This is a genomic window from Streptomyces sp. MBT53 (assembly GCF_016654115.1).
Classification (GTDB): Bacteria; Actinomycetota; Actinomycetes; order Streptomycetales; family Streptomycetaceae; genus Streptomyces.
Genome location: NZ_JAEQAZ010000123.1, coordinates 19,539 through 34,800, shown reverse-complemented (window position 1 = coordinate 34,800; position 15,262 = coordinate 19,539). Strand labels below are relative to the sequence as shown.

At 71.3% G+C, this 15,262-nt stretch carries 1 protein-coding gene; it reads left to right on the top strand.

What is annotated here, in order from left to right; genetic code table 11:
* Positions 1-278: 278 nt before the first annotated feature.
* The gene (locus tag JHN45_RS34440; RefSeq protein WP_201053052.1) at positions 279-15,233 is read left to right on the top strand and encodes a non-ribosomal peptide synthetase; all 14,955 of its coding nucleotides are present in this window, start codon (positions 279-281) and stop codon (positions 15,231-15,233) included.
* Positions 15,234-15,262: the final 29 nt, after the last annotated feature.

The following is a 15,262-nucleotide window of genomic DNA, read 5'->3' as shown; positions in this document are numbered from 1 at the left end:
GACATTTTCCGGCCGGGCAGGGCGCCCCCTCGCGGCGAATTCCCTTGACCTCACCGCTCGCAGACCGGAGAGTATTCGACAGGGGAATCCCGCTGCCGCCCCGATGACGGAGCCGTGCCGCGGTGCGATGCGAAACGGAAATTCGGATTCACTTTCATTCGAGCTTCCGGAACCCCAAGACCGACGAACTGCCACGCGCTGTCGACGCCGAGTCCCGCGCGTGAAGAGGCCGCGTTCCCGTCCGCGCGCAGGATGACCGATCGAGGAGTAGACGCTAAATGATCCCTCTGTCCTTTGCGCAGCGGCGGTTGTGGTTCATCGACCGGTTCGACGGGCCCTCAGCGACGTACAACATCCCGTTCGTCCTGCATATGAGCGGCGCACTGGACGTGGACGCGCTGTCGTCCGCGCTGCGCGATGTCGTCACCCGGCACGAGAGTCTGCGCACGCTGTTCGTGGAGGGCGACGACGGCCTGCCCGCGCAGCACGTTCAGCGGGCCGAGGGACTGCTCCCGACCGTGCCCGTCGTCGACGTGGGGTCCGACGGCCTCGCCGCCAGGGTGGCGGAGGCGGCGTCCCACCGATTCGATCTCGCCACCGAGATCCCGGTGCGGGCCGAAGTGCTGCGCAGCGGCCCCGAGGAGCACGCGCTGGTGCTGGTCGTGCACCACGCCGCCGCCGACGGCGAGTCGATGGCGCCACTGGGCCGGGACCTGGCCACCGCCTACGCGGCCCGGCTGCGGGGCGAGGAACCCGGGTGGCCGGAACTGCCCGTGCAGTACGGGGACTACACGATGTGGCAACGCGAGGTGCTCGGTGACGCGGACGATCCCGGGAGCGTTCTGTCCACCCAGCTCGGCCACTGGCGGGACGAACTCGCCGGCGCACCGCAGCAGTTGCGGCTGCCCACGGACCGCCCCCGGCCGTCGGAGGCAAGCCACCGGGGCGACGCGGTCGAGTTCACGATCGACCCCGACCTCACCGCGGCGGTCGAGGCGCTGGCGCGTCACCGCGGTCTGACGATGTCGATGGCGATGCAGTCGGCCCTGGCTGTGCTGCTGCACCGCCTCGGCGCCGGCGAGGACATCACGATCGGGTCCACCATCGCCGGCCGCACCGACGAGGCGCTGACGGACCTGGTCGGATTCTTCGTCAACACCTGGGTACTGCGCACCGATCTGTCCGGCAACCCCACGCTTGAGCAGGTGTTCGAGCGCGTACGGGACAAGGCGCTGAGCGCCTACGACAACCAGGCCGTGCCCTTCGAGAGGCTGGTCGAGGCGCTGAACCCCGAGCGCTCCACCGCGTACCACCCGTTCTTCCAGGTGATGTTCACCTGGCAGAGCAGCGCCCACCTCGATCTCGACCTGCCGGGGCTGACCGCGAGACTGGAGGCCGTCCCGACGCCGACCGCCAAGTTCGACCTGGAGTTCAACTTCACGGTCGTCGAGCAGGGCCTGCGCTGCACCCTCGAGTACGCGACCGACCTGTTCGACCGGGCCGTCGTGGCGGAGCTGGGCGCGCGTTTCGTACGGGTGCTGCGGCACCTCGTGGCCGAGCCGGGCGCACGGGTCGGCGCGGTGGACGTGCTGGCACCGGCCGAGAGGGAATTCCTGGCCGGCCGTGACGACACGGCGGCCCCGACTCCCGGGTCGACGGTTCCCGGCCTGATCGAGCGGCAGGCACGTGTGTCGCCGGACGCGACAGCGGTCGTCTTCGGCTCGCAGGAGCTGACGTACGCGGAACTCGACGCCCGGGCCAACCAGTTGGCGCACGAACTGGTCCGGCGCGGTGCCGGCCCGGAGACACTGGTCGGCCTGGCGCTGCCGCGCTCCGCGGACCTGGTGGTCGCGCTGCTGGGAATCCTCAAGTCCGGTGCGGCGTATCTGCCGATCGACCCCCGGTACCCGAGCGCACGCCTCGGGCTCATCCTGTCCGAGGCCCGGCCCCAGCTGATCCTGACCGATGCGGAGACCTCGGCGGTACTGCCGGACGACAGCACCCCCCGTGTCCACCTCGACGACATCGATCCGGCGAACGGTCCGGCAGATCCCCCGGTGGTCCCGCTGCGGCCGGACAACGTGGCCTATGTGATGTACACCTCGGGTTCCACCGGGACGCCCAAGGGCGTCGCGATCACTCATCACGGCGTGGTCAACGGCGTGACCCGGCTGGCCTCGTCGGTCGGTCTGGAACCCGGATCGCGGATGCTGGCCGGGACATCGGTGAACTTCGACGTCTCGGTGTTCGAGATCGTCACCACCCTGGCCACCGGCGGCACCGTCGAGGTCGTACGCGACGTGCTGGTCCTGGGCGAGGCGGGCGGCTGGTCGGGCAGCGTGATCAGCACGGTCCCGTCGGTCTTCGGCGAGCTGATCGAGCACATCGCCGGCAAGACCACGGTCGACAGCGTGGTGTTCGCCGGCGAAGCGCTGCCCTCCTCCCTGGTCCGCCGGGTGCGGGAGGCCTTCCCGGGCGTACGGGTGGTCAACGCGTACGGGCAGAGCGAGAGCTTCTACGCCACGACGTACGTCGCCACCGACGAACCCGGACCGGACACCTCCGACAGCGCGCCGATCGGGGCGCCCCTGGGCAATATGCGGACCTACGTGCTGGGGCCGGGACTGACCCCGGTGCCTCCGGGCGTCGTGGGGGAGCTGTACGTCGCGGGCGCGGTGGGGCGTGGCTATCACGCCCGGCCCGGCCTGAGCGCCCAGCGGTTCGTGGCCGACCCCTTCGGCCCGCCCGGACACCGGATGTACCGCACCGGCGACCTCGCCCGCTGGAACGCCGACGGCCAACTGGAGTTCGCCGGGCGCGACGACGCCCAGATGAAGATCAGGGGGTTCCGGATCGAGGCGGGCGAGGTCGAGGCCGCGCTGACCTCCCACTCCGGTGTGGCGCAGGCGGTGGTGACCACCTACGACCGGCCCGGCGGCAAGCAACTGGTGGGCTACGTGGTCTCCACGGGCGCGAGTGGCGGCACCGTCGAAAGCCTCGGCCATCTCGAAGTCGACCTGACCGCCGGGGTGTCGGTGACGGAGCTGCGCGCGTTCGTCGCCGAGCGGCTGCCGGAGTTCATGGTTCCCGCCGCCTTCGTGGTGCTGGACCAGCTTCCGCTCACGCCGAACGGCAAGCTGGACCGTGCCGCCCTGCCGGTGCCGGAGTTCATGGGGGAGACGTACCGGGCGCCGCGCTCGGCGCAGGAGAAGATCCTGGCCGAGGTCTACACCGAGGTTCTGGGCCTGGACCGGGTCGGGATCGACGACGACTTCTTCGCCGTCGGCGGGGACAGCATCCGCTCCATCCAGGTCGTGTCACGGGCGCGGGCGCTGGGCGTGGAGGTCAGCCCCCGCGAGATCTTCCAGTGCCGGACCGTCGCCGGGCTGGCCGCGGCGGTGAACACCCGGGCCGGCACGGTCGCCGTGCTGCCGGAGCTGGACGGCGGCGGTGTCGGACGTGTGCCGCTGTCGCCGATCGCCACCTACCTCACGGAACTCGGCGGCGGCATGGGCCGGTTCGCGATGTCCGCCGTGGTCGATCTGCCGGCGGGCATCGACGAGGCGGGTCTGGTGGCGACGCTGAACGCGGTCGTCGACTGCCACGACGTGTTGCGTTCGTCGTTGGTGGAGGGCGGTCTGGAGGTCGGTCCTCGTGGGTCGGTCGATGCCGCGGGCCTGATCCGTCGTGCTGTTTCCGGTGTGGGTGTGCAGGGTGAGTTGGATGCTGCGGCGGGTCGGTTGGATCCGGTGGCGGGGGTGATGGCGCAGTTCGTGTGGTTCGGTGATGAGGGCCGGTTGTTGGTCGTGGTGCATCACCTGGTGGTGGACGGTGTGTCCTGGCGTGTTCTGCTGCCGGATCTCGCCGAGGCGTGGAGCCGAATTCGCAAGGGCGAGGCTTCTCAGCTGTCCCCGGTGGGGACGTCGGTGCGGCGGTGGGCGTATGCGCTGTGTGACGAGGCGGTGCGTGCCGACCGGGTGGCGGCTGAACTGCCGTTGTGGCAGGGCGTCTTGGAGGGCTCGGACCCGCTGCTCGGGACGCGGGCGCTGGACCCCGCCGTCGACGTCCATTCGACCGTGGAGAGTCTGTGGGTGCGACTGCCCGCGACGGTGACACAGTCGCTCCTCACGGATGTGCCGAGGGCGTTCCGCGGCGGGGTCAACGACGGTCTGCTGGCGGCGCTGGCGCTGGCGGTCGCCAAGTGGCGTCGTGGCAGGGGGGTTGAGGAGCCTACGACTCTGTTGCGGCTGGAGGGGCACGGTCGCGAGGAAGGGGTCGTGCCGGGTGCTGACCTGTCGCGTACGGTCGGCTGGTTCACCAGCATGTTCCCCGTGCGCCTGGACATCGCGGGTGTCGATCTGGACGAGGCTTTCGCGGGGGGTCCTGCCGCGGGTGTGGTGGTCAAGGCGGTCAAGGAGCAGTTGCTCGGGATTCCCGACAAGGGGCTGGGCTACGGGCTGTTGCGGTATCTGAACGACGAGACCGGTGCGGTGCTCGCGCCGTATGCGACCGGTCAGATCGCCTTCAACTACCTGGGCCGTTTCTCCTCCTCCGACATGCCCGAACACCTCCACGGACTCGGCTGGACCCGGTCGCCGGGCACGGGCGAACTGGTCCCGGAGATGGACGCCGACATGCCGGCGCTGTCCGTACTGGAGGTGAACGCGCTGGTGACGGACGGCGAGCGGGGACCGCAGCTGAGTGCCCGGTTCGCGTTCCCCGCCGGTGTGCTGGCCCACGAGGACGTGCGGGATCTGGCCGATCTGTGGAGCGCGGCGCTGGCGGGCCTCGCCGGGCACGCGGCACAACCGGGCGCCGGCGGTCTGACCCCGTCGGACGTACCGCTGGTCCCGGTACGGCAGAGCGAGATCGAGGTCTGGGAGAAGCGGTATCCGGGGCTCGTGGACGTGTGGCCGCCGACCGCTCTGCAGTCGGGCCTGTTGTTCCACGCGATGCTGGCCGACACGACGTTCGACGCCTACCACATGCAGATGGTGTACCACCTGTCCGGCAGGGTGGACCCGGAGCGGATGCGGGCCGCCGGACAGTCCCTTCTCGACCGGTACGCCAACCTGCGCACCGCGTTCGTGGCCGATGCCGCGGGCGACCGGGTCCAACTGGTGCTCGACGCCGTGGAACTGCCGTGGCGACACCTCGATCTGAGCCGGGCCGGCGAGGAGGAGCGCGCCGAGGCCCTGCGGCGGTTCCTCGCCGAGGACCAGGCGCACCACTTCGACCCCGCGGAGCCGCCGCTGCTGCGCATGACGCTGCTCACGACGGGACCGGAACGGTCGGAACTCGTCCTCACCGCGCACCATGTGCTGATCGACGGCTGGTCCGTGCCCCTGCTGATGCAGGACCTGCTGCGGCTGTACGGCTCCGGGGGCGACGCCTCCGTACTGCCGCGCGTACGCGGGTACCGGGACTTCCTGGTGTGGCTGTCCGGCCAGGACCGTACGGCGGCCGCCCGCGCGTGGGCGGCCGAACTCGACGGGATCGACGAACCCACCCTGCTCGCCCCGCACGCCGGATCGGAACTCCACACCGAAGTGGGCCAGGTCGCGGTCCCGGTACCGGCCGACCTGGCACGGGCCCTGGCCCGGCGTGCCGCGGAGCTCGGCGTCACCCTCAACACGCTGGTGCAGGGCAGCTGGGCACTGCTCCTCAGCCACCTGACCGGCCGGCGTGACGTGGTGTTCGGCACGACGGTGTCGGGCCGCCCGCCCGCGGTCACGGACGTGGACGCGATGGTGGGGCTGTTCATCAACACCCTTCCCGTACGCGTCAGTTGTGCACCCGGGGACTCCCTCGCGGATCTGCTGACCGGTCTGCAGGACCGACAGGCCGCGCTGCTCGACCACCACCACTACGGCCTGGCCGACATCCAGCGCGCCACCGGCCTGCCCACGCTCTTCGACAGCGTCGTCGTGTTCGAGTCCTACCCCGTCGACCGGGCCGGGATCAGCGCGGCGCACGGCGAGGCCGCGGTGACGATCACCGGTATCACCCCGTTCACCGGAAGCCACTACCCCCTGGTGGTGACCGCCGACGCCGATCCCCACCTGAGGCTGGCCCTCCAGTACCACCATCACGCGTTCGACCAGGGGACGGTGGCCGCGATCGCCACCCGTTTCGAGCGGGTGCTGCGGCAGCTGGCGGCCGATCCCGAGCTGGCGGTCGGCCGGATCGACGTACTCGACGCGGCGGAGCGGAACCAGGTTCTGGCCGAGCGGAACACCACCAACCGTTCCGTGCCGGCCGCCACCTTCACCGGGTTGTTCGAGGCACGGGCCGCCGAGCGCCCCGACGCCCTCGCCGTCGAGGCCGGGGAAGTCCGGCTCGGCTACCGGGAGTTGGACGAGCGCGCCAACCAACTCGCCCACCATCTGCGGGCACTGGGCGCGGGCCGGGGTTCCGTGGTCGGCCTGTGCGTCGAGCGAGGAGCGGACCTGGTCGTCGGACTGCTCGGCATCATGAAGACCGGCGCCGCCTACGTCCCGCTCGACCCGGGCTATCCGGCCGACCGGCTGGCGTTCATGCTGCGCGACTCCGGCGCCCGCCTGGTCGTGACCGAGCGGCACTCACGCACCGCCCTGGACCCCGACATCGTTGCCGTCGACCTCACCGGGGACCGCGACCGGATCGGACAGCGGCCGGTGACCGCCCCCACCGGCGGGCCGGGCACCGACGACCTTGCCTACGTCATCTACACGTCGGGCTCGACCGGCAGGCCCAAGGGCGTCCTCGTGACGCACGCCGGCATCGCCAACCTGGCCGCCGCCATGACCGACAGGCTGCGCATCACCGACGACAGCCGCGTCCTGCAGTTCGCGTCCTCCAGCTTCGACGGCGCCGTCATGGAAGTGCTGATGGCGCTGCCCAACGGCGCGACGCTCGTCCTGCCGCCGCACGGACCGATCGCCGGGGAGGCGCTCCAGCGCTTCCTGCGTGAACGACGCATCACCCACACCCTCCTGGTGCCCTCCCTGGTGGCCACCCTCGACCCCGAGGGCCTGGACGAACTGCGCACCCTGGTGGTGGGCGCCGAGGCGAGCAGCGGCGACCTGGTGGCACGCTGGTCCGCCGGCCGCCGCATGATCAACGCGTACGGGCCGACCGAGAGCACCGTCGTGGCGACGCTCAGCGAGCCGCTCGGCGGTTCGGACGTGCCGCCCATCGGCACCCCGCTCCCGAACACCCAGGTGTTCCTGCTGGACGCCGCGCTGCGCCCGGTGCCCGTCGGAGTCGCCGGCGACCTCCACATCGCGGGACCCCACCTGGCGCGCGGCTACCACGGTCGGGCCGGCCTGACGGCGGGGCGGTTCGTCGCCAACCCGTACGGCGAACCCGGCAGCCGGATGTACCGCTCCGGCGACGTGGCGCGCCGGCGGCCGGACGGCAGCATCGAATACCTCGGCCGCGCCGACGACCAGGTCAAGATCCGCGGCTTCCGGATCGAACTCGGCGAGATCGAGAGCGTGCTGGGCAGCCACCCGGACGTCGAGCAGGCGGTGGTCGTCGCCCGCGACACGGCATCGGGCGGCCGGCTGCTGGCGGCCTATGTGATCCCCGCGACCGACGACAACGACACCGAGGGGCTCACGGCCCTCCTCCGCGAGCACGCCGAAGCCGGGCTGCCGGGATACATGGTCCCTACGGCCTTCGTACTTCTGGACACGCTGCCGGTGACGTCCAGCGGCAAGCTGGACCGGGCGGCGCTGCCGGCCCCCGAGTTCGGCGGGGCGGAGGGGGGCAGGGGACCGCGGAGTCCGCGTGAGGAAGTCCTGTGCACGCTGTTCGCCGAAGTGCTGGGCCTGGAACGGGTCGGCATCGACGACGACTTCTTCTCCCTGGGCGGCCACTCACTGCTGGCCACCCGCCTCGTCAGCCGCATCCGTACGGTCCTGGCGGCGGAGGTTCCGGTCCGGACCGTCTTCGACTCACCCACCGTCGCCAGGCTGGTCGAGCACCTGTCGGCAGGGTCGTCGGCCCGGCCCGCGCTGCGGCGGGGCGAACGACCGCCGCAGCGGATGCCGCTGTCGTACGCGCAACGCCGTCTGTGGTTCGTGGACCGCTTCGAAGGGCCGTCCGCCACCTACAACCTGCCGCTCGTGCTCCGCCTGACCGGCCGGCTGGACGTGCCCACACTCCGCGGCGCGCTGCAGGACGTCGTGGCACGCCACGAGACACTGCGCACGCTCATCGGGGAGGACGAGAACGGAGTGCCGTTCCAGCGGGTCGTACCGGTCGACGAGGCGGTGCTGCCGATGTCCGTCGTCGAGACCGACCCGGCCGGCCTGGACGAGGCCGTGGCCCACGCGGTGGCCCACACGTTCGACATGGCCACGGAGCTCCCGGTACGGGCCGGTGTCCTGCGCTGCGGTACGGACGACCACGTCCTGGTCCTGGTGATCCACCACATCGCCGGTGACGGCGAGTCGATCCCGCCGCTGATGCGAGACCTGGGCACCGCCTACGCGGCGCGCAGGGACGGCTCGGCACCGCGGTGGTCCGAGCTGCCGGTGCGGTACGTGGACTACGCGCTGTGGCAGCGCGACCTGCTGGGCGACGAGCACGATCCCACGAGCGTGCTGGCCGTCCAGTCCGCGTACTGGCGGGCCGAACTCGCGGGTGTGCCGCAGCCGTTGCGGCTGCCGACGGACCGTCCGCGGCCCGCGCAGGCCACCCACCGCGGCGACCTGGTGGACTTCGCTCTCGACCCGGAACTGGTTTCCGCGGTCGAGGAGCTGGCCAAGGCGCGCGGAGCGACCGTCTCCATGGTGCTGCAGTCGGCGCTGGCGGTACTGCTGCGGCAGCTCGGCGGAGGCGACGACATCGCGATCGGGTCCCCCATCGCCAACCGCACCGACGAGGCCCTCACGGATCTGGTCGGGTTCTTCGTCAACACGTGGGTGCTGCGCGTCCGGATGCCGGACAACCCCTCGTTCGCCGAGATCCTCGACCAGGTGAGGCACCGGGCGCTGACGGCGTACGACAACCAGGACGTCCCCTTCGAACGGCTGGTGGAGCTCCTCAACCCCGACCGCTCCACCGCGTACCACCCGCTGTTCCAGGTGATGTTCGGCTGGCAGAACATCGTGCGCGAGGACTTCGAGCTCGACGGACTGCGGGTGGCGCTCGACACGGTCCCCACGGAGACCGCCAAGTTCGACCTGTTCGTCACGATGGCCGATGTGCCCGGGGTCGGCGTGGTGGGCGGCGTCGAGTACGCGACCGACCTGTTCGACCGGGCCACCGCCGAGGACATCACCACCCGTTTCGTCGCGACCCTGCGGCAGCTCGTCTCGCGGCCCGACGCGCCCGTCGGCCCGGCAGATGTCGTGCGGCCGTATGCCGGGCGCCGGGCGACGGTTCACGGGACCCGTATCGACCTGGCCGAGGTCGAGGCGGCCCTGACCGGGCATCCCGCCGTGGCACAGGCGGTCGCGGTCACCCACGACGGTGGCGGAACCGGCCGTCGGCCGGTCGCCTACGTGGTCCCGGTCGGCGCCGACGACACCGGCGGGAGCATGGACTTCACGGCCGATGTCTCGGCGGCGCGGCTCCGGGAGTTCCTGACCGGCCGGGTCCCGGAAGCGATGATCCCCTCGGTCTTCGTGGTCCTGGCCCGGCTGCCGTTGACGCCGGACGGGGAGCTGGACCGTGCCGCCCTGCCGGAACCGGTGTCCACCGGTGACCGGCGGGCGCCCCGGTCGGTGGCCGAATCCGTCCTGGCCGGGGTGTACGCCGAGGTGCTCGGCCTGGACCGGGTCGGGATCGACGACGACTACTTCCTGGTGGGCGGGGACAGCATCCGCTCGATACAGGTGGTGGCGCGGGCACGGGCCCAGGGCGTCGAGATCAGCCCCCGGCAGATCTTCGAACTCCGCACGGTGGCCGCGCTGGCCGCGGCGGCGAGCGTCAAGGACGGTACGAGCACGGTCCTTGCGGAGCTGGACGGCGCCGGCGAGGGCTGGATGCCCCTGCTGCCGATCGCTCGCCATCTGCGCGAACTCGGCGGGGACGTGGACCGTTTCGCGATGTCGACCGTCGTACAGCTGCCGGCGGGCATCGACGAGGCGGGTCTGGTGGCGACGCTGAACGCGGTCGTCGACCGCCACGACATGCTGCGCTCCCGGCTGGTGGACGACGGGATGCGGGTCGGCGTGCCCGGGTCGGTCGATGCCGCGGGCCTGATCCGTCGTGCTGTTTCCGGTGTGGGTGTGCAGGGTGAGTTGGATGCTGCGGCGGGTCGGTTGGATCCGGTGGCGGGGGTGATGGCGCAGTTCGTGTGGTTCGGTGATGAGGGCCGGTTGTTGGTCGTGGTGCATCACCTGGTGGTGGACGGTGTGTCCTGGCGTGTTCTGCTGCCGGATCTCGCCGAGGCGTGGAGTCGGGTCCGCAAGGGTGAGGCTGCGGAGTTGCGTCCGGTGGGGACGTCGGTGCGGCGGTGGGCGTATGCGCTGTGTGACGAGGCGGTGCGTGCCGACCGGGTGGCGGCTGAACTGCCGTTGTGGCAGGGCGTCTTGGACGGTCCGGACCCGCTGCTCGGGACACGGGCGCTGGACCCCGCCCTCGACGTCCGGTCGACCGTGGACAGCGTGTCCGTACGGGTTCCGGCCGAGGTGACCGAGGCGTTGCTGACCAAGGTTCCCGCCGCGTTCCGGGGCGGGGTCAACGACGGTCTGCTGGCGGCGCTGGCGCTGGCGGTCGCCAAGTGGCGCCGGACGCGCGGTGTCGACGAGTCGTCGGTGCTGTTCCGGCTGGAGGGGCACGGCCGTGAGGAAGGGGTCGTGCCGGGTGCTGATCTGTCGCGTACGGTCGGCTGGTTCACGAGTGCCTTCCCGGTGCGCCTGGACGTCGCGGGTGTGGATCTGGACGAGGCTTTCGCGGGGGGTCCTGCCGCGGGTGTGGTGGTCAAGGCGGTCAAGGAGCAGTTGCTCGGGATTCCGGACAAGGGGCTGGGCTACGGGCTGTTGCGGTATCTGAACGACGAGACCGGTGCGGTGCTCGCGCCGTATGCGACCGGTCAGATCGCCTTCAACTACCTGGGCCGTTTCTCCTCCTCCGACATGCCTGAACACCTCCACGGACTCGGCTGGACCGAGGCCCCCGACGCGGCAGGTCTCGGCACGGCGTCCGACCCGGACATGCCGGCGATGGCCACCGTGGACATCAACGCGATCGCCACCGACACGTCGCGGGGTCCCGTTCTCGACGCCCGGTTCGACTTCCCCGCCGGCCTGCTCTCGCACGACGAGGTACGGGAGTTGGCGGACCTGTGGAGCGACGGTCTCGCGGGCCTGGCCCGGCATGTCGCGACGCCGGGCGCGGGCGGCCTGACCCCCTCCGACGTACCGCTGGTCCCGGTACGGCAGAGCGAGATCGAGGCGTGGGAGAGGCAGTACCCCGGCCTGACCGACATCTGGCCGGTCACGGATCTGCAGTCCGGCCTGCTGTTCCAGTCCCAGCTCGCCGGTTCCGGCTACGACGCCTATCACGTACAGCTGATACACCGGCTGACCGGCGAGGTGGACCCGTCCCGGCTGCGCGCGGCGGGGCAGGCACTGCTCGACCGGTTCGCCAATCTGCGCACGGCGTTCGTCACCGACCTGGCCGGCGACCGCGTACAACTCCTGCGGGACGGCGTCACGCTGCCGTGGCGGGAGATCGACCTGCGCGGCCTGGACGAGGACGAACGTGACGCGGCGTTCCAGGCGTTCCTGGCCGAGGACCAGGCGGCCCACTTCGATCCGGCCACACCGCCGTTGCTGCGGATGTCGCTGGTGCTCACCGGCCCGGCGGCGGCCGAACTGGTCGTCACCGCGCACCATGTGCTGTTCGACGGCTGGTCCGTGCCGCTGCTGATGCAGGATCTGCTGCGGCTGTACGGCTCCGGGGGCGACGCCTCCGTACTGCCGAGGGTGCGCGGGTACCGGGACTTCCTGGTGTGGCTGTCCGGCCAGGACCGCGCCGAGTCCGGACGGGTGTGGGCGGCCGAACTCGACGGGGTGGACGAACCCACCCTGCTCGCCCCGGACACCCCGGACACCCCGGCCGAGGCGGACCGGGGGAGCACCGGGCACGTCGAGGTCCCGCTGGCGCCCGATGTCGCACAGGAACTGTCGCGGCGGGCGGCCGAGTTGGGGGTCACCCCGAACACCCTGGTGCAGGGCGCCTGGGCGATGGTGCTGGCCGGGCTCACCGGACGGAGCGACGTGGTGTTCGGCACGACCGTGTCGGGCCGCCCGCCCGCCGTGACGGACGCGGACTCGATGGTCGGTCTGTTCATCAACACCCTGCCGGTACGCGTCCGGCTGTCCCCCTGGGACACGCTCGGGCGGATGCTGACGACGCTGCAGAGCCGGCAGGCGGCGCTCCTGGACCACCACCACTACGGCCTTGCCGACATCCAGCGCGCCACCGGCCTGCCCACGCTCTTCGACAGCGTCGTCGTGTTCGAGTCCTTCCCCGTGGACCGCGCCGCCATCACGGCGGCGAACACGGCAGCCGGAATCTCCGTCACGCACGTCAGTTCGCCGAACGGCACCCACTACCCGCTCGGCGTGGCGGCCACGGCCGATCCCCATCTGCGGGTGGCGATGGAGTATCAACAGGCCCTGTTCGACCAGGACACCGCGAAAGACATCGCCGACCGCTTCGGGCGGATCCTGCGGCAGATCGCGGCGGACCCGGACGTACCGCTCGGCCTGGTCGACGGGTCGCGGCCCGCCGAGCGGGACCCGCTGCCGGCCGAAGTCGATGACACCGAGGTGCTCACGCCCGACGGAACCATCACCGAACAGTTCGCGCGCCAGGTCGCCGCGACGCCGGAAGCGGTCGCGGTGTTCTTCGAGGACACGTCGCTGACCTACGAGGAGATCGACAGCCGGTCGAACGGGCTGGCCCATGAGCTGATGGAGCGCCAGGTACGGCCGGGGTCGGTGGTGGCCGTGTCGGTCCGGCGCTCGCCGGACCTGGTGGTGGCGCTGCTGGCGGTGCTGAAGGCCGGAGGTACGTATCTGCCGGTCGACTCCGCCCTCCCGGCCGACCGGATCGCGTTCATGCTGGCGGACTCCGGGGCCTGTCTGTCCCTCGTGGACACGACGACCGCGACGGTTCTGTCCGAACTGCCGGTACCGGCCCTGCGGGTGGACGACGCACCCCGGCCCGGCGCCGACCGCGGCGCCGTCGGGAGCACCGCCGTGGTCGACGACACCGCCTACGTCATCTACACGTCCGGGTCCACGGGCCGGCCCAAGGGAGTCGCCGTCACGCACCGGGGAATGGCGTCCCTGGTGGCCTCGCACGTGGACCGGCTCCAGGTGACCGCGGACAGCCGCATGCTCCAGCTCGTCTCGCCCAGCTTCGACGTGTCGCTGTGCGAGCTGTTCACCGCGTTGCTCTCGGGGGCGAGCGTGGTGCTGGCCGACGCGGAACGGCTGGTGCCCGGAACGCCCCTGGCGGAGACGGTGGACGCGCATCGGGTCACGCATGTGATGATCACGCCCACCATGCTCGCGGCGATGCCGGACGAGTTCCTCTCCACCGTGTCCTGCCTCGTGATCGGTGGTGAGACCGCTCCGCCGGAACTGGTCGCGAAGTGGTCCTCCGGCCGGCGCATGGTGAACGTGTACGGGCCGACGGAGATCACCGTGTGCGCCACCATGAGCATGCCTCTGGTGGGGGACGGCGGTGTCCGCCCGATCGGGCGGCCCATCGTGAACACCCGGGTGTACGTGCTCGACGAGGCTCTGCGACCGGTACCGCCCGGGGTGGCCGGCGAGCTGTACATCGCGGGCCCGGGGGTGGCGCGAGCCTACGTCGGCCGGCCGGATCTGACCGCGGGACGGTTCGTGGCCTGCCCGTTCGGACGGCGGGGCGAGCGGATGTACCGGACCGGCGACATGGTGGCGTGGACCCCGGACGGAGACCTGGTGTTCCGCGGCCGGACGGACGAGCAGGTCAAGATCCGCGGCTTCCGGATCGAGCTCGGTGAGATCGAATCGGCGCTGCGGACGCACACCGCGGTCCAGGAGGCCGTGGTCGTCGTCGACGACCGGCCCGGCGACCGGCGGCTGGCGGGCTATGTGGTGCCGGGCGCGGACGGCGTCGACCCGGCCGGGCTGCGGAGCCACCTGAGGCGACGGCTGCCGGAGCACATGGTGCCTTCGGCGATCATGATCATCGATGAGATGCCGCTGACCGCGAGCAAGAAGCTGGACCGACGCGCGCTGCCGGCCCCGGAGTACGGGGGAACCTCGACCGGCCGGACCCCCGGCACCACACGCGAAGCCATCCTGTGCGGCCTGTTCGCGGAGGTACTGGGCCTGGACCGGGTGGGTGTCGACGACAGTTTCTTCGCCCTCGGCGGTCACTCCCTGCTGGTCAACCGGCTCATCACCCGCGCCCGCGCCGTGCTCGGGGTCGAGATACCGATCCGTACGGTCTTCCGGTCGCCCACCGTCGCGGAGCTGGCCGCGCACCTGGAGGCGGACGACGGACCGGCCGGCGACGGGGATCCGTTCGCTCCGGTCCTGATCATCAAGAGCGACGGTGACAAGGAGCCGCTGTGGTGGATCCACCCCGGTGGCGGACTGAGCTGGCCGTATCTGGGATTCGCCGACCTGCTTCCCCGGGACCGGCCGGCCTACGGGATACAGGCGAAGGGATTCGACGGGGCGACGCCGCTCCCCGAGTCCGTCGACGCGATGATCGCCGACTACGTCGCGGAGGTGCTGGCCGTCCAGCCCGCGGGCCCGTTCCATCTGTTGGGGCTCTCCAGCGGCGGCACGCTCGCGCACGCGATGGCCGCGGAGCTTCAGCGGCGCGGGCACCGAGTGGCCCTGCTGGCCCTGCTGGACAGCGTGCCCGGCAGTGCGCTGGCGGGCCGGCCGCTGCCCACCGAGACCGAGTTCCGGGACTACTTCGCGGAGCACCTCACCAGCCTGGCGGGCGCGGCCGACTACGAGTCGTTCGTGGACAACGCGGTGTCGATCGGCCTCAACTACACCGGTCTCGTGCCGGAGTTCAGTGTGCCGACCTATCGCGGTGACGCTCTGCTCTTCAACGCGGTGCCGAAACCGGAAGGTTCGTACGCGGACCTGTGGCGGCCGTACATCCTCGGTGCCCTGCGACAGCACGACATCCGCAGTGCTCATGAGGATCTGTACCTGCCGGGACCGGCAGCGGAGATCTGCAAGATCATCAGTCAGGAACTCGCCGGGGACTGAGGGGACCGACCGCGCGGGCGGGGCCAGAT

What these genes read in the sequence shown, in the direction of transcription:
- JHN45_RS34440 (WP_201053052.1), top strand. Translation starts at nt 279, where the DNA reads ATGATCCCTCTGTCCTTTGCGCAGCGGCGGTTGTGGTTCATCGACCGG.